Source organism: Streptomyces thermospinosisporus (assembly GCF_039526425.1).
Taxonomy (GTDB): domain Bacteria; phylum Actinomycetota; class Actinomycetes; order Streptomycetales; family Streptomycetaceae; genus Streptomyces; species Streptomyces thermocarboxydovorans.
Genome location: NZ_BAAAIZ010000090.1, coordinates 14,746 through 29,125 on the forward strand (window position 1 = coordinate 14,746; position 14,380 = coordinate 29,125).

16 protein-coding genes are annotated in these 14,380 nt (G+C 71.7%); 10 read left to right on the forward strand and 6 right to left on the reverse strand.

Annotated features, from left to right (window positions below; all coding sequences use genetic code 11):
* Nucleotides 1-30: 30 nt before the first annotated feature.
* Nucleotides 31-426 carry a TOBE domain-containing protein gene (locus ABD207_RS25370; protein ID WP_344015450.1) on the reverse strand — a complete coding sequence of 132 codons (396 nt, stop codon included), beginning with the start codon at nt 424-426 and terminating at the stop codon, nt 31-33.
* A 304-nt stretch (nt 427-730) separates the two neighbouring features.
* Here ABD207_RS25370 and ABD207_RS25375 point away from each other — a divergent pair, with 304 nt between their 5' ends.
* The 3 genes from ABD207_RS25375 to ABD207_RS25385 all read left to right on the forward strand — a co-directional run bounded on the left by ABD207_RS25375 (nt 731) and on the right by ABD207_RS25385 (nt 3,939).
* Nucleotides 731-2,023 carry an extracellular solute-binding protein gene (locus ABD207_RS25375; RefSeq protein ID WP_344015451.1) on the forward strand — a complete coding sequence of 431 codons (1,293 nt, stop codon included), beginning with the start codon at nt 731-733 and terminating at the stop codon, nt 2,021-2,023.
* A gap of 6 nt (nt 2,024-2,029) precedes the next feature.
* Nucleotides 2,030-3,028 (forward strand): carbohydrate ABC transporter permease, encoded by a 999-nt coding sequence (locus ABD207_RS25380; protein ID WP_344015452.1) that lies wholly within the window; start codon nt 2,030-2,032, stop codon nt 3,026-3,028.
* A gap of 122 nt (nt 3,029-3,150) precedes the next feature.
* Nucleotides 3,151-3,939 carry a carbohydrate ABC transporter permease gene (locus ABD207_RS25385; RefSeq protein WP_344015619.1) on the forward strand — a complete coding sequence of 263 codons (789 nt, stop codon included), beginning with the start codon at nt 3,151-3,153 and terminating at the stop codon, nt 3,937-3,939.
* 146 nt (nt 3,940-4,085) lie between these two features.
* Here the strand turns inward: ABD207_RS25385 and ABD207_RS25390 are convergent, their stop codons facing one another.
* Both ABD207_RS25390 and ABD207_RS25395 read right to left on the reverse strand, forming a co-directional pair.
* The gene (locus ABD207_RS25390) at nt 4,086-4,292 is read right to left on the reverse strand and encodes a DUF5999 family protein (RefSeq protein ID WP_167996991.1); all 207 of its coding nucleotides are present in this window, start codon (nt 4,290-4,292) and stop codon (nt 4,086-4,088) included.
* Nucleotides 4,293-4,596: 304 nt separating this feature from the next.
* A complete protein-coding gene (locus tag ABD207_RS25395; protein WP_344015453.1) occupies nt 4,597-5,181 on the reverse strand; it encodes a hypothetical protein in 585 nt (194 codons plus the stop codon).
* A gap of 561 nt (nt 5,182-5,742) precedes the next feature.
* Between ABD207_RS25395 and ABD207_RS25400 the strand changes: the two genes are divergently transcribed.
* Nucleotides 5,743-7,260, forward strand: coding sequence for a glutamate-cysteine ligase family protein (locus tag ABD207_RS25400; RefSeq protein ID WP_344015620.1), 1,518 nt, complete (start codon nt 5,743-5,745; stop codon nt 7,258-7,260).
* Nucleotides 7,261-7,492: 232 nt separating this feature from the next.
* Entirely contained in the window at nt 7,493-8,296 is an 804-nt protein-coding gene (locus ABD207_RS25405; RefSeq protein ID WP_344015454.1) for a CPBP family intramembrane glutamic endopeptidase, read from the forward strand.
* Between the two features lie 45 nt (nt 8,297-8,341).
* Here ABD207_RS25405 and ABD207_RS25410 read toward each other — a convergent pair whose 3' ends face one another.
* Nucleotides 8,342-9,151 (reverse strand): PhzF family phenazine biosynthesis protein, encoded by an 810-nt coding sequence (locus ABD207_RS25410; protein WP_344015455.1) that lies wholly within the window; start codon nt 9,149-9,151, stop codon nt 8,342-8,344.
* Between the two features lie 117 nt (nt 9,152-9,268).
* A complete protein-coding gene (locus ABD207_RS25415) occupies nt 9,269-9,748 on the reverse strand; it encodes a MarR family winged helix-turn-helix transcriptional regulator (protein WP_344015456.1) in 480 nt (159 codons plus the stop codon).
* Between the two features lie 79 nt (nt 9,749-9,827).
* On the opposite strand from ABD207_RS25415, the gene ABD207_RS25420 reads away from it, so the two are divergent.
* Nucleotides 9,828-10,193, forward strand: coding sequence for a hypothetical protein (locus ABD207_RS25420; RefSeq protein ID WP_344015458.1), 366 nt, complete (start codon nt 9,828-9,830; stop codon nt 10,191-10,193).
* A 115-nt stretch (nt 10,194-10,308) separates the two neighbouring features.
* Nucleotides 10,309-10,944 (forward strand): PadR family transcriptional regulator, encoded by a 636-nt coding sequence (locus ABD207_RS25425; RefSeq protein ID WP_344015459.1) that lies wholly within the window; start codon nt 10,309-10,311, stop codon nt 10,942-10,944.
* Nucleotides 10,945-11,038: 94 nt separating this feature from the next.
* Here ABD207_RS25425 and ABD207_RS25430 read toward each other — a convergent pair whose 3' ends face one another.
* On the reverse strand, nt 11,039-11,227 hold the full coding sequence (locus tag ABD207_RS25430; protein WP_344015460.1) for a hypothetical protein: 189 nt from the start codon (nt 11,225-11,227) through the stop codon (nt 11,039-11,041).
* Between the two features lie 197 nt (nt 11,228-11,424).
* Between ABD207_RS25430 and ABD207_RS25435 the strand changes: the two genes are divergently transcribed.
* The 3 genes from ABD207_RS25435 (at nt 11,425) to ABD207_RS25445 (ending at nt 14,377) form a co-directional block, all read left to right on the forward strand.
* Nucleotides 11,425-12,039 carry a Clp protease N-terminal domain-containing protein gene (locus tag ABD207_RS25435; RefSeq protein WP_344015462.1) on the forward strand — a complete coding sequence of 205 codons (615 nt, stop codon included), beginning with the start codon at nt 11,425-11,427 and terminating at the stop codon, nt 12,037-12,039.
* Between the two features lie 138 nt (nt 12,040-12,177).
* Complete coding sequence (locus ABD207_RS25440; RefSeq protein ID WP_344015463.1) at nt 12,178-13,176, forward strand: EamA family transporter; 999 nt, start codon at nt 12,178-12,180, stop codon at nt 13,174-13,176.
* Between the two features lie 238 nt (nt 13,177-13,414).
* On the forward strand, nt 13,415-14,377 hold the full coding sequence (locus ABD207_RS25445) for a DMT family transporter (RefSeq protein ID WP_344015464.1): 963 nt from the start codon (nt 13,415-13,417) through the stop codon (nt 14,375-14,377).
* The last annotated feature ends 3 nt before the right edge of the window (nt 14,378-14,380 follow it).

The window sequence follows — 14,380 nt, forward strand, 5'->3', positions numbered from 1 at the left end:
ACCGACCCGGCCCGTCAGACGCGGTCGACGTCAGGTGCGGTCGATATGGACGTTTGTCGACTTCACGCGGGCCGTGGCCTCCATGCCGACCTCCAGGCCCAGGTCCTCGACGGCCTCCCGGGTCAGCAGGGAGACCAGCCGGTGCGGGCCGGCCTGGATCTCCACCTGGGCGGCGACGTCACCGAGCCTGATCGCGGTGACGATGCCGGGGAAGGCGTTGCGGGCCGAGGTGTAGGAGGTGCCCTCCTCGGCGGCGGTGGAGCGGGCGAGTTCGACCGAGAACGCGGCCAGGTCGCGCCCGTCGATCAGGCGGCGGCCGTTCTCGTCGCGGTGGGTGGTGAGGCGCCCGGCGTCGGCCCAGCGGCGGGCCGTGTCCGGGCTGACGCCGAGCAGCCGTGCTGCCTGGCCGATGGTGTAGGACTGCATGCCGATCACGATAGGCCGCAAGGGGCCGGTGACGGTCCGGTGCCGGTCCGGTGACCGGTCATACCGTCCGATGCCGCCGGAACGTTCGCTCGAAGATCCGAAAGTTTCGTCCGCTCGAGGCCGTAGTCCGGCGAGTGCGCGCCCCGCTGGCCGCAGATTTGCCCTGCACAAGGTCTTGCCACCCTTTGGTGGCTGTCTCTAGGGTGCGGCAACAACGCATGTTTCTGGATCTCGTTCGAAACTTTCGACGCACGGTGGGGCGGATGCGCGGACACCCGCCCCCTACCACCAAGGAGCGCATGACATGGGCGACCCGGCACTGTCCCGCCGCGGCTTCCTGGCGGCCTCCGCCGCGGCCGGTCTGGGCATCACCGCACTGAGCGGCTGCGGCGGCGACTCGGACGGAGGGTCGTCGGGGACGACCACGATCGAGTGGTGGAACATCTCCACCACCGAGCCCACCAAGACCGTCTGGGCCGCCCTGGTCAAGAAGTTCGAGGCGCAGAACCCCAAGGTCAAGATCAAGATCGTCCAGCTCGAGAACGACGCCTACAAGGCGAAGATGACCGCGCTGACCTCCTCCGGGAAGCTGCCGGACATATTCCACACCTGGGGCGGCGGTGTGCTCAAGCAGCAGGTCGACGCCGGGCTGGTCGAGGACCTCACCGACCGCACCAAGGACTTCTCCGAGGGCCTGCTGCCCGTCGCCAAGGAGCCTTACCTGCTCGACGACAAGCTCTACGGCATCCCCTTCGACATCGGCATGGTCGGCTTCTGGTACAACAAGGCGCTCTTCAAGAAGGCCGGCATCGGCGAGCCGCCCACCACCTGGAACGGCTTCCTCGACGCCGTGCGCAAGCTGAAGTCCGCCGGCGTCACACCGCTCGCCCTGGCCGGCAAGGAGACCTGGACCGGCATGTACTACTGGGCGTACCTGGCGATGCGCACCGCCGGCATCGACGCCCTCACCAAGGCCAACGAGGAGAAGGACTTCACCGGCCCCGGATTCGTCGAGGCCGGCGAGCATGTGAAGGAACTCGTCGCCCTGCAGCCGTTCCAGAAGGGCTTCCTGGGCGCCTCCTACTCCACACCCACCGGCCAGGCCGCCACCGTCGGCAACGGCAGGGCGGCGATGGAGCTGATGGGACAATGGGCGCCGGTGGTGCAGGCCGACGCGGGCAAGGGGCTCGGCGACGACCTCGGCTTCTTCCCCTTCCCGGCGGTCGAGGGCGGAAAGGGCAGCATCACCGAGGTGTTCGGCGGAGGCGGCGGACACGCGCTGCGACGCGGCGCACCGCAGGCCGCCGTGGACTTCCTGAAGTTCTTCGCCTCCGAGACCACGGACCGCGAACTCGTGAAGAAGACCGGCGTCCTGCCCGTGGTCCCCGCGGCCGAGGAGGCCCTGACCGACCGCAATCTCCAGGCGGTGCAGAAGCAGCTCAAGGGCGCCACCGGCTTCCAGCTCTACCTCGACCAGGCCTACGCCCCCGCCGTCGGCCAGGAGGTCAACGACTCGGTGGGCGCGCTCATCGCCGGGTCCAAGTCCCCCGAGCAGGTCGCCCAGTCGATCACGAAGGCCGCGAAGGAAGAGCAGTAGCCGTCGATGCCCTCCACGTTCCCGCCGGTGGAGAAGACCGGCCCCCGGACCGACCCGCCGCCCTCGCCCCGCTCCGCGGTGCGCGGGCGCCGGCGGCTGCGCACCCGGACCTGGCTCACCGCCGTCGGCTTCCAGGTGCCCGCGCTGCTGCTGTTCGCCGTGCTGGTGCTGCTGCCGATCCTGTTCGCCGGCTACGCCGCCTTCTTCCGGTGGGGCGGCTTCGGCATGCCGTCCGACTACATCGGCGGCGAGAACTTCACCCGGCTGCTGAAGGACCCGGTGTTCCTGGGTGACCTGTGGCGGTGCTTCCTGCTGGTCGCGCTGTCGCTGGCGCTGCAGCTGCCGTTCGCGCTCGCCCTGGCCGTGATGCTCAATCAGCGCATGCGCGGCCGGGCGGTGTACCGGATGCTGTTCTTCGCCCCGTACGTGCTGTCCGAGGCCATCACCGGTGTGCTGTTCGCCATGATCTTCGCGCCGGGCGACGGGCTCGCCGACCAGTTGCTCGGCAAGGCCGGCCTGGAGGGACTCGGCGGCGAGTGGTTCGCCGACCCCGACATGGTGATGGCGACCCTGTTCCTGGTGATGACGTGGAAGTACTTCGGCTTCCACATGATGCTCTACCTCGCCGGGCTCCAGGCCGTGCCGAAGGAGCTGACCGAGGCCGCGCTGATCGACGGGGCGGGGCCGTGGCAGCGCTTCCGCAACGTCACCCTGCCGCTGCTCGCGCCGACGATCAGGATCAGTGTGTTCCTGTCGGTGATCGGGTCCATCCAGCTCTTCGACCTGGTGTGGGTGATCACCCAGGGCGGCCCCGACCACCACTCCGAGACGATGGCCGTGACCATGTTCCAGTACGGCTTCAAGCGCTACCAGGTCGGCTACGCCAGCGCGATCAGCGTGGTCATGTTCGGCATCAGCCTCGTCTTCGCCCTCGCCTACCAGCGGTTCGTCCTGCGCCGGGACCTGGAGGGTGCCACCACGACCATGCGCGGAGGTGTGAAGTGACCCTCGCAGAGAAGTCCGCGGAGAAGCCCGCGGAAAAGCCCACGGAGAAGCAGAGCGCGGACAACCGCGGTGAACCCCGGCCCCCGCGCGGCCGCTTCCCGCGGACGCTGCCGCTGCACGTGATGCTGATCGTGGTGGGAGCGGTGATGGCCGTACCGCTGCTGTACGCCGTGCTCTCCGGGTTCAAGTCCACCGACCAGCTCTCCCGCAACCCCGTCGGCCTGCCCGACCCGTGGGTGGGCTCGAACTACACCGGCATCCTGGCCTCCGCGGACTTCTGGCGGCTGGTCGGCAACAGCACCTTCATCGCGGTGGCCACGGCGCTGCTGGTGGTCGCGGTGTCGGCGCTGGCCGCGTTCTCCTTCGCCCGGTTCGCCTTCCGGGGGCGGGAGCTGCTGTTCACCCTGTTCACCATGGGGCTGATGTTCCCCTTCGCGGTGGCCGCGCTGCCGCTGTTCCTGCTGCTGCGCGCCATGGGCCTGCTGGACAATCCGCTGGGCGTGATCCTTCCGCAGGCCGCCTTCGGGCTGCCGATGACCATCATCATCCTGCGGGGCTTCTTCCGGCAGATCCCGGGGGAGCTGGAGGAGGCGGCCACGCTCGACGGCTGCGGGCCGTTCGGCTTCTTCTGGCGGATCCTGCTGCCGATGGCCCGGCCGGCGCTGGGCACCGTCTCGGTGCTCGCCGTGGTCACCAGCTGGAACAACTTCTTCCTGCCGCTGCTGGTGTTCACCGAGTCCACGTGGTGGACCATCCCGATCGGCGTGCAGCAGTTCCAGGGGCAGTACTCGGCGGACACCGCGCGGGTCTTCGCCTATCTGGTGCTGGCCATGGTTCCCGCGCTGGCCTTCTACTCCGTGGCCGAGCGGCAGCTCGTCGGCGGCCTCACCGCCGGCGCGACGAAGGGGTGACCGGGCTTTTCGGGCGCCTGCACCGTGCCGTCACTGCCTCCCAGCGGCGGGATCACGGTGAGTGAAGGGCCCCGGACATGCGTCGGGGCCGGTCCGCAGTGAGCTGGCGCGGTCCGGCCCCCTTCGTGGTCCCCGGGCGGGGATGCTCAGGCGGTGGTCATCACCTGGGCGGTGCTCCGCGGACGCTGCGGCGCGATGATCCTGCCGTCGGGCAGGAGTTCACCGGTGTCCTCGAAGAGCACGACACCGTTGCACAGCAGGCTCCAGCCCTGCTCCGGGTGGTGCGCCACGAGACGGGCGGATTCCCGGTCGGCGGAGTCTGCTGAGGGGCACGGTGGCTGGTGCTGGCACATGGCTGGGTTCTCTCGCTCTGTGGTGACCTGTGGGTTGGCTGTTGTGTCAGTTGCGCGGCTTGAAGCGTCGTTCATGGCCGCCCCCCGTTGTGATAAGTCGGTCGGAACCAGTGTTGCCCCATGGACGGTTTTCCGCAGGCATTTCGCGGCACCGCTCCTCACCAGTTCATGACGTGTCACCCGCGCGGACGGTTCAGCCCAACTGCACTGTCACTTCGGGTGGTTCTCGGTGGCCGGATAGGGCTAGTCCGGCCCGGCGGGACGCTCTGCGCACCCAGCCGTGCACAGAGCGTCCCGGGCGGTGTCAGGCGGGAGATCCGAGCAGGCGGGTGGGCGTCACGCGCAGGGTCAGCACCGGCAGGAGTTCGGCGACCCGGTGCGGGCGGTGCGCGGCGATGCCGGGCGGAGCCGGGGCGAGCGGGACGAGCAGATCCGTGGCGGCCGGGTGGCCGGTGGCGCCGTCCGCGGCCGTGTCGCCGTGCAGCCAGAGCGTCAGCATGTACAGGCCGGGCACCGACAGCAGCCGGGGCTGATACGGCTGCGCCATGGCCTCGGCCTGGCGCACCGCCAGTTCGGTGGAGGCGATGTACGGGCCCTCGAAGAACCGGGAGAAGGTCCAGCCGTCGGGGGTGAGCACCGCGTCCGCGGCGGCCACCGCGCGCTCGCTGCCGCTGATCAGAAAGCGCCAGCCGGCCAGCCGGGTCGCGGAGACGCCCTCGGCGGTGATCCGGTCCAGCACATGCACGGGCAGCGGCAGCTCGGGCGTGAGCGGTCCCTGCGCGGCGAGCAGGGACGGTGTTCGGGCCTCGCGGACCGCGGTGGGGGAGGAGAGCGCGGTCAGGACGGAACGCAGTGCGGGCGCGGGAGCCTGGGGGACATGCAGCGGCATGGTGGGTCGCCTCTCATTCGAAGGCACAGTGGCACGAGGGCGTGGCGTGGTGGGGCGTGGCGGACGGCGCTGTCAGCTCGCGAAGGTCAGAAAGGCAGGGGCCGGGGGTCGGAGCGCGAGGCGGGGTGAGGCCTTACGGACAACGCCTCGCGGCTGGATCACTCGACCGTGGGCGCCAACCTTCTGCCTTGTGCAGGAAGTTTATACGACACGTGTTCAGACTGTGTTTCGCCTACCTGTTTCCGGGGCGGTGCGCAAGGGTACTTCAGGCCGCTGAAACGCGACATTCATCCCGATTCCGGGCCGGGTGCACACCGATGACCTCGGAATACACCGGCCCGGCGGACGGCCAATTGCGGTCGGTGTTTTTCACGAGTTCTCAACCGGCCCGTAACATCCGTTCCGCGGCATGCCCGGTGAATGTGCCGCTGGTCATATCGACCAGGGTAGCGGCGGGCGGCCCGGGGCGGGACGTTATCGATCGCATCCGCTGGGCATCCTTGCTTGTGGACCGGGACCCGGCGGCCGTCTGACGGCCCGCCCATGAGGAAGGACGCTTCGATGGGGGAGAAGGTCGTGGCAGGTCAGTTCGACCTGTCCGATCGCCAGCGCTACCGCGACAAGCTCCGCAGGTGTCTGACGGGCTTGGAGCGACTCCTGGCGGAGAAGCGGTTCGACCGCCCCAGGAATCTCATGGGGCTGGAGATCGAATTGAATCTCGCGGGTGCCGACGGCATGCCGAGAATGCTGAATGCTCAGGTGCTCGAACGCATCGCGAGCCGGGACTTCCAGACGGAACTCGCCATGTTCAATCTGGAAGTGAACATCGCCCCGCACCGGCTTCAGGGGCGGGTATTCGACCGGCTCGCCGAGGAACTGCGGACCTCACTCGCGTATGCCGACCGGAAAGCCCGCGAGGTGGACGCCGGAATCGTGATGATCGGCATTCTGCCGACGCTGGACCGGGACGACCTGGTCTCCTCCAACCTCTCCGACGTCGACCGCTACACCCTGCTCAACGATCAGATCGTGGCCGCCCGCGGAGAGGACTTCAGCCTCGACATCGACGGCGTGGAACACCTGCGCTGCACCTCGAAGTCGATCGCCCCCGAGGCCGCCTGCACCTCCGTGCAGCTGCATCTGCAGGTCACCCCGGCCCGCTTCCCCGACGTGTGGAACGCGGCGCAGGCGGTGGCCGCCGCGCAGATCGCGGTCGGCGCCAACTCTCCGTTCCTGTTCGGCCGTGAGCTGTGGCGCGAGTCCAGGCCGCCGCTGTTCCAGCAGTCCACCGACACCCGCCCGCCCGAGCTGCAGGCGCAGGGCGTGCGGCCGCGGACCTGGTTCGGGGAGCGGTGGATCACCTCGGCGTTCGACCTCTTCGAGGAGAACCTGCGCTACTTCCCGGCCCTGCTGCCCATCTGCGACGACGAGGATCCCCTCGAGGCGCTGGACAAGGGCCGCGTGCCCTCGCTCGCCGAGCTGGTCCTGCACAACGGCACGATCTACCGCTGGAACCGCCCGGTCTACGGCGTCGCCGACGGCGTCCCCCATCTGCGGGTGGAGAACCGCGTGCTGCCCGCCGGGCCCACCGTCACCGACGTCGTGGCGAACGCGGCCTTCTACTACGGGGTGGTCCGCGCCCTCGCCGAGGAGAGCCGCCCGGTGTGGTCCCGGCTGCTCTTCGAGGCGGCCGCCGCGAACTTCGACGCCGCCTGCAAGCACGGCATCGACGCCCGCCTCACCTGGCCCCGGCGCGGCCGCTACGGCGGCACCACCGAGGTCGACGCCGTCGCCCTGGTCCGGGACGAGCTGCTGCCGCTGGCCGAGGCCGGGCTGGACGCCTGGGGCATCGAACCGGCCGACCGGGACCTGTACCTCGGGGTGATCGAGGAGCGGTGCCGGCGCCGGACCAACGGAGCGAGCTGGCAGGCGGCCACCTTCCACCGGGCCCTGGAGCAGGGCCTGCCGCGGGACGCCGCCCTCGCCGCCACCACCCGCCGGTACCGGGCCCTGATGGAGCAGGGCGACCCCGTGCACACCTGGCCGATCGGCCTGCCGGAGCCGGTCCCGACGGCCTGACCGGCGTCCCCGGCCTGATTGGCGTCCCCGGTGTCCCCGGTGTCCCCGGTGTCGCCGGTGTCGCCGGTGTCGCCGGTGTCGCCGGTGTCGCCGGTGTCCCCGGTGTCCCCGGCGTCGCCGGCGTGACCGGCGCCCCCAGCCTGACCGCCGTCCCCGGCCGTCGGCGCACGCACAGCCGCGCCGTTCATACTGATCGGACCTGATCGGACCGGTCGGTGAAGTGGAGGCAGGTGTGCAGGCGGAGGCAGGCCCGGGTGCGGCCGATTCCCATGCCCGGGCAGGGCTGACCCGGACGGTGCTGCGCAGCGAGATGCTGCTGGTGCTCGCGCTGTCCCTCGGCGCGAGCGGCGTGTCCGCACTGATCAGCTTCATCGGCTCGGTCACCAAACCGGGGGGCCTGAAGGACCAGGCGGCCACCCTCAACGCCTCGGCGGCGCCCGGCCGCCCCTGGCTCGACCTGGCCTGGCAGCTGTTCGGCATCGCCACCGCCCTGGTGCCGGTCGCCCTCGTCGCCCACTTCCTGATGCGGGAGGGAGAGGGGCTGCGCACCCTCGGCTTCGACCGCACCCGCCCCTGGTCCGACCTGGCGCGCGGCGCGGTGATCGCGGCCGTGATCGGCAGCACCGGCATCGCCTTCTACCTGGCCGCACGCGGCCTCGGCTTCAACCTCACCGTGGTGCCGGAGGCGCTGCCGGAGGTGTGGTGGAAGTTCCCGGTGCTGATCCTCTCGGCGCTGGAGAACGCCGTCGTCGAGGAGGTCATCGTCGTCGGCTATCTGCTGCGCAGGCTCGGGCAGCTGGGCTGGTCGCCGGGAGCCGCGCTGGCGGCGAGCTCGGTGCTGCGCGGCTCGTACCACCTCTACCAGGGCATCGGCGGCTTCATCGGCAACATGGTGATGGGCGTGGTCTTCGTCTGGCTGTACCGCCGCTGGGGCCGGGTCGGCCCGCTGGTGGTGGCGCACACGCTGCTCGACATCGGGGCCTTCGTCGGATACGCGCTGCTGGCGGGGAAGGTCGACTGGCTGCCGACGGCGTGACCGGAGCGGCGGCGCGCAGGAGGCGCCCCTGCGGGAACGGGGCGGTCAGACCAGCAGTTCCCCGTCGATGACGGTCACCGCCCGGCCGCTCAGCAGGGTGCGCTCGCCGTGCAGCCGGGTGCGTACGCGGCCGGAGCGGGCCGAGGCCTGCAGACCGGTGAGATCGGTGCGGCCGAGCCGCTCGGACCAGTACGGGGCCAGCGCGGTGTGCGCGCTGCCGGTGACCGGGTCCTCGTCGATGCCGGCGTTGGGGAAGAAGCAGCGCGAGACGTAGTCGTAGCCGCCGGCGGGGTCCGCCGCGCGGGCCGTGGCGATGATGCCGCGTTCGGAGTGCTCGCACAGCGCCCCGATGTCGGGCCGCAGCGCGTGGATGTCCTCCTCGGCCGCCAGCTCGACCAGCAGGTCCCCGACCTGCGGGCCGGTGTCGTACGCGGCCAGCGGCTCGGCGCCCAGGGCCTTCACCAGGTCCCCGGGGATCTCGACGGGCGTCAGCGGCGCCGTGGGGAAGTCCAGGGTGATCGACCCGTCCTCCTCGGGCGTGGCGATCAGCACCCCGCTGCGGGTGGCGAACCGCACCGGCCCCTCATGGGTGCCGGTGGAGCGCAGGACGTGGGCGGTGGCGAGCGTGGCATGGCCGCACATGGCGACCTCGGTGGCGGGGGTGAACCAGCGCAGCGCCCAGTCGGCCTCACCGCCCGCGGGGAGCGGATGGGCGAACGCGGTCTCGGCGTGGTTCACCTCCAGGGCGACGTTCTGCAGCCAGACGTCGTCCGGAAAGGAGTCAAGGAGCAGCACTCCGGCGGGGTTACCGGCGAAGGGACGGTCGGCGAAGGCATCGACGATTCGGATCCGCATGCCCCGACCGTAGGGGCCGCCCGAGGCCCCGGGCCAAGGCCAATTCACGAGTGCTGGCCCGGTTGCCGGGGGACGGCGTCCGACTCGGGCGGGGCTGGTCCCGGCCCGCTGACGCGGCTACGCGTTCGGCTGCCGGCGGGCCGACTGCTCCAGGGCGGCCTCGTAGGCGTGCAGGGCCTTGATGACCGTGGCGCGTTCCGCGGGGCTCAGTTCGCGCATGACACGCTCCCAGGCGGAGGCGCTGCCGGAGAGCCATTCGCCGATCGCCGCGGCGTAGGCGGGGGCGATGGCGACGATGCGGCGACGGCGGTCGGAAGGGTCGGCGGTGCGCTGCAGGACCCCCGGCCGTGACAGCTCGCTGACCATCAGGCTGACCGTGGTCGGGGCCACCTCCAGCCGGTCGGCCAGCTCGTTGATGCTCGTGGGGCCGTCGTACTCCAGGTGGGCCAGCAGAGCGAGGTGCCGCGGTGCCAGGTCCAGCCCCTGGAGCGCCGGCGGCACGGGCAGGCGCTTGGCGCGGCTCACCAGCCGGGGCATGAGCAGCAGCAGGCCGCGGACGGCCTCATCGACGGCCGGACCGTCCGATTCCGTGGGCATCGGCGACCCCTTCCAGATACCTTTGAAAGCAAAGGCTTTGTAGTCAAAGGGAACGGGGCCGACTATGCCGCATCTGGCCGTGCACCTTCCAGAGAACAGGCTGGCCGGGAACGAGCCCGCGCTGATCGCCGCGCTGACCGACGCGGTCGTGGGCGTCTACGGCGATTGGGCCCGCGACCTCGTCGGCGTCCGCCTGGCCGGGGTTCCCGCGGGCCGCTTCGGGCAGGGCGGCAAGGCCGTGGACACATGCGCCTCGGTGGTGCTGGGAGTCCGTGCCGGCGTCTTCGACCGCCCCGATGCCGCCGAGATCACCGCACGCCTCGGCGCCGCGCTCACCGATGCGATCACGCGGGTCCTCGGCGACGACTTCCGAGCCGGCGCCACCGTCGAACTCGTGGCCTCCCGACCGGAACGCACCTTCGTCGGCGGCGTTCCCGCCGCGTGACCGGCCTGCGGGCCGATTTCCGCACCGCCCCCGGCCCGAGCCTTGTCGCATCGCAGCTACCGATATATCGTTGAGGCATCGCGACAGATCAACGATGGAATGGAGAGTGGTTGCGATGCGTACGCACGGTTACGAGCACGGGTGCGGTCACGGCGAGCGGCGCGGCGGTTTCGTCGCAGATACCGAGCGGCTGCGTGCGGCGTTCGGGCCCTTCGGGCCGGGAGGTCCCGGCGGCGGGCCGGGCTTCGGCCCGGGATTCGGGCATGGCCCCTGGGGCGGACGAGGACGCGGCGGACCGAGGGGAAGGGCACGGCGCGGTGACGTACGGGCCTCGATCCTCGCCCTGCTGAAGGACCGGCCCATGCACGGCTACGAGATGATCCAGGAGATCGCCGAGCGCAGCGGAGGGGCCTGGAAGCCCAGCCCCGGCTCGGTGTATCCGACCCTCCAGCTGCTGGAGGACGAGGGGCTGATCACCAGTGAGACCGAGGGCGGGGGCGGCAAGCGGCTGTTCTCGCTCACCGATGAGGGCCGGGCGGCCGCCGAGGAAGGCCCCGAGGCTCCCTGGGAGGAGGCCTCGCGCGGGGTCGACTGGGAGGCGCTCAACGAGATCCGCCAGGCCGGCTTCGGGCTGATGGAGGCCTTCGGGCAGGTCTGGAAGACCGGCAGCAAGGAGCAGCGCGAGAAGGCACTCGCCGTCATCAACGAGGCCCGCAAGAAGCTGTATCTGATCCTCGCCGACGAGCACTGACGGAGGGTCATTTCAGGGGAACCCGGCACGGCGCCTCGCGCACGACAGGTGTGCGGGGCGCCGTGCCGTTGCGGCAGGAACGGTGCGCGGGTCGTCAGCCGATCCGGCGTATGGCCGCCGCGTCGAAGACGTCCCACGCGCGGGGGTGGGGGCCCTCGTCGTGGCAGTGCCACGCCTCCCGGAACAGGTCGGCGAGCAGCGCGTCCTCGGGGGCGTGCACGCGGTAGACGTACTGTCTGCCGTCCACCGCGGGCAGGGCCACCAGCCAGCAGCTGCTCTCCATGACCCAGTTGGACCAACGGCGCGGTTCATCGGTTGCCTTCGGGGGCGCGGCGCAAGGCGGCGCGCCCCTCGGGGGAGAACGGCCTGATCTCATCCGCAAGGAGGAGATGGCGGGCGGCCGTGTCAGCTTCCTGTGGGACGCCGGAATGCTTCCCCCCGGGGATGACCAGGCTCCCTGGGGCTGATGAGGTGGGGGGCGTGCAACCCCGTATCCCACGCCAGTCCGACCGGGAACCGCAGGAGCGGTCCGGCCGGAGCGCGGACAACGATGCCAGGCTCAGCCCGGAGCTGGCTGCGGCCGTCGCCGGTGCCCGCCGCCGGGTGCTCCGGGACGGGGACCGGCAGATCGACACCGCTCATCTGCTGCACTCGCTGCTGGAGAGCGACGCCGAGGTCCGGTCCGTCTTCGGCGACGGCCCGGGGATCGCCCGGCTGCTCGGCTACCTGGTCCAGCGCAGCATCGGCTACGGACTGCGCTGGCAGGGCGGGGTCGAGGACTCCGGCGGCGTTCCCGTGGTGACGGAGGCCGAGGGGTTCTCGCCGCTGGCCGCCGCCTGCATGGAGCACGCCCAGGAGCGCGCCCGGCGCCGCGACGACGCCGCGGTCCGGGGCGTGGACCTGCTCGCGGCGCTCGTCACCGACCCCCAGGCGCGAGCCGTCGAGGTCCTGCAGCGGGCCGGCATCGATCCGCACGACGTGTACACCCGCGTCGAGACGCTCGACGGCCGTCACGAGGACGGGTTGGCGGACCCGTCGCCCGGCGGTGCCGGCGGAGGGTGCCCCGTGGGGCGCCAGGACCCGGCCTCCTGGTGAACGCACCGGCATCCGGGACGCGTTGGTGGCCTGACGCTTCCGCAGCCTCCTCCTCCGCCGCGCGCTGCCCTGCGTCCAGCCCGTGAGACAGGTGTCATAGGGGGTGACGCTCCTGTCGTCGCCTGTCATCATGGGCCGGTGCATACGTCTGTCAGCACCCGGAGCCATCGCGGCAAGGGCATAGGCCTGGGCCTCGCCCTGCTGTCCGCGGTGGCCTTCGGGGGATCCGGTGTCGCGGCCAAGCCGCTGATCGAGGCGGGACTCGACCCGCTCCACGTCGTCTGGCTCAGGGTGGCCGGCGGCGCCCTCGTCATGGTGCCGCTGGCGGTGCGTCACCGGGGGCTGCTGCGCAGCCGTCCGGGACTGCTCGCCGGGTTCGGGCTGTTCGCCGTCGCCGGTGTGCAGGCCTGCTACTTCGCCGCCATCTCCCGGATCCCCGTCGGTGTGGCGCTGCTGGTCGAGTATCTGGCGCCGGCGCTGGTGCTCGGCTGGGTGCGGTATGTGCAGCGCCGGCCGGTGACCCGCGCCGCCGCGGTCGGTGTGGCGCTGGCGGTCGGCGGGCTCGCCTGCGTCGTGGAGGTGTGGGCCGGGCTCGGCTTCGACGCCCTCGGACTGCTGCTGGCGCTCGGCGCCGCCTGCTGCCAGGTCGGCTACTTCGTTCTCTCCGACCGGGGCGGCGACGCCGGGGACGAGGCACCCGACCCGCTCGGTGTCATCGCCTACGGGCTGCTGATCGGCGCCGCCGTCCTCACCGTCGTCGCCCGCCCCTGGTCCATGGACTGGCCGGTGCTCGCGGGCAGCGCGGAGATGAACGGCACCCCGGTCGCCGCGTTCGCGCTGCTGGCCTGGATCGTCCTGCTCGCCACGGTGATCGCCTATGTCACCGGCGTCCTGTCGGTGCGCCGCCTCTCGCCCCAGGTCGCCGGCGTGGTGGCCTGCCTGGAAGCGGTCATCGCGACCGTACTGGCATGGGTCCTGCTCGGCGAGCATCTGTCGGCGCCGCAGATCGTCGGAGGTGTGGTCGTGCTGGCGGGCGCCTTCATCGCCCAGTCCTCCGCCCCGGCGAAGGGCTCGGAGCAGCCCGTGGCCGGTGGCGGACCCGAACGGGAGTTGTCCGCTCCGGGGAAGGCGGCCTAGGGTGCTGATCATGCACGCACGCGCACTTGTTCTTCCGCCCCCGGCCGCCTGAGGCGGGCCCTTCCGTCCCAGGGCCCGGCAGCTCGCCGGGTCTGACGGTGCTGCCCGCGGACGAGGTCCGTGGATCCCGCCGAGCCGGCGCTCCTGTCGAGTGCTGATCCGGCTCGCCCTCGGGGATCCTTCCGAACTTCCGCGCCCCGCCCGCTCGGGCGTGTGCGCGCTACTGCGGAGAGAACTCGTGTCGAACGCTTCCTCGGCCCTGCCCGTCGGGCGTGGCCTGCTGTATCTGATCGTCGCCGGTGCCGCCTGGGGCACCGCGGGCGCCGCCGCCTCCCTGGCCTACCGGGCCGGTGACATGGGGCCCGTCACCCTGTCCTTCTGGCGCTGCGCGGCCGGGCTTGTGCTGCTGCTCGGGGCCCGCCTGCTGCTGGCGCGTGCCCGGACCGCCGGACCCGAGCCGCTGCGGCGCCGTGCGCTGCGCGCCGCGGCCACCGGGGCCGGGCTCGCCGTCTTCCAGACGGCCTACTTCGCCGCCGTCTCCGCCACCGGCCTCGCCGTCGCCACCGTGGTCACCCTCGGTGCGGGGCCCGTGCTCATCGCGCTCGGGGCGCGGGTGCTCCTCGGGGAGCGCCTGGGAGGCACCGGAGCCGCCGCGGTGGCGGGCGCGCTGCTCGGCCTTGTGGTGCTCGTGCTCGGCGGGGGAGAGGCGACGGTGGACGCCTGGGGCGTGCTGCTCGCGCTGCTGTCCGCCGCCGGGTACTCGGCGATGACCCTGCTCACCCGCTGGTGGGGCCGCGACGGCCGGACGGACGCCTCCGGGACGACCGTCGACGCCTTCGCCGTCACCAGCGTGCTGCTGCTGCCGCTCGCGGCGGTCGAGGGCCTGCTGCCGCACGCCGACGACCCCGCCCTGCTGGCGGGGCTGATCGCCTACATCGCGACCGTGCCGACGGCGCTCGCCTACGGCCTCTACTTCGCCGGTGCGGCCGTCGTCCGGTCCGCCACGGTCTCCGTGATCATGCTGCTGGAGCCGGTGAGCGCGGCGGTGCTCGCGGTCACCCTGCTCGGCGAGCGGCTCACCGTGACGACACTGGCCGGCACTCTGCTGATGCTGGGCTCGGTCGCGGGCCTGGCGATGAGCGAGGCGCGCGGAGCGCGCGGCGGGCCGCAGGCCGAGGCGGCGGACACGGTGCCGGTCTGACCG

Excerpts from the sequence above, each read along its gene's own strand:
- ABD207_RS25400 (WP_344015620.1), top strand. The coding sequence starts at position 5,743 with ATGGGGGAGAAGGTCGTGGCAGGTCAGTTCGACCTGTCCGATCGCCAG.
- ABD207_RS25430 (WP_344015460.1), bottom strand. The coding sequence starts at position 11,227 with ATGGAGAGCAGCTGCTGGCTGGTGGCCCTGCCCGCGGTGGACGGCAGA.
- ABD207_RS25395 (WP_344015453.1), bottom strand. The coding sequence starts at position 5,181 with ATGCCGCTGCATGTCCCCCAGGCTCCCGCGCCCGCACTGCGTTCCGTC.
- ABD207_RS25415 (WP_344015456.1), bottom strand. The coding sequence starts at position 9,748 with ATGCCCACGGAATCGGACGGTCCGGCCGTCGATGAGGCCGTCCGCGGC.
- ABD207_RS25370 (WP_344015450.1), bottom strand. The coding sequence starts at position 426 with ATGCAGTCCTACACCATCGGCCAGGCAGCACGGCTGCTCGGCGTCAGC.
- ABD207_RS25425 (WP_344015459.1), top strand. The coding sequence starts at position 10,309 with ATGCGTACGCACGGTTACGAGCACGGGTGCGGTCACGGCGAGCGGCGC.
- ABD207_RS25375 (WP_344015451.1), top strand. The coding sequence starts at position 731 with ATGGGCGACCCGGCACTGTCCCGCCGCGGCTTCCTGGCGGCCTCCGCC.
- ABD207_RS25380 (WP_344015452.1), top strand. The coding sequence starts at position 2,030 with ATGCCCTCCACGTTCCCGCCGGTGGAGAAGACCGGCCCCCGGACCGAC.
- ABD207_RS25410 (WP_344015455.1), bottom strand. The coding sequence starts at position 9,151 with ATGCGGATCCGAATCGTCGATGCCTTCGCCGACCGTCCCTTCGCCGGT.
- ABD207_RS25390 (WP_167996991.1), bottom strand. The coding sequence starts at position 4,292 with ATGTGCCAGCACCAGCCACCGTGCCCCTCAGCAGACTCCGCCGACCGG.
- ABD207_RS25385 (WP_344015619.1), top strand. The coding sequence starts at position 3,151 with ATGCTGATCGTGGTGGGAGCGGTGATGGCCGTACCGCTGCTGTACGCC.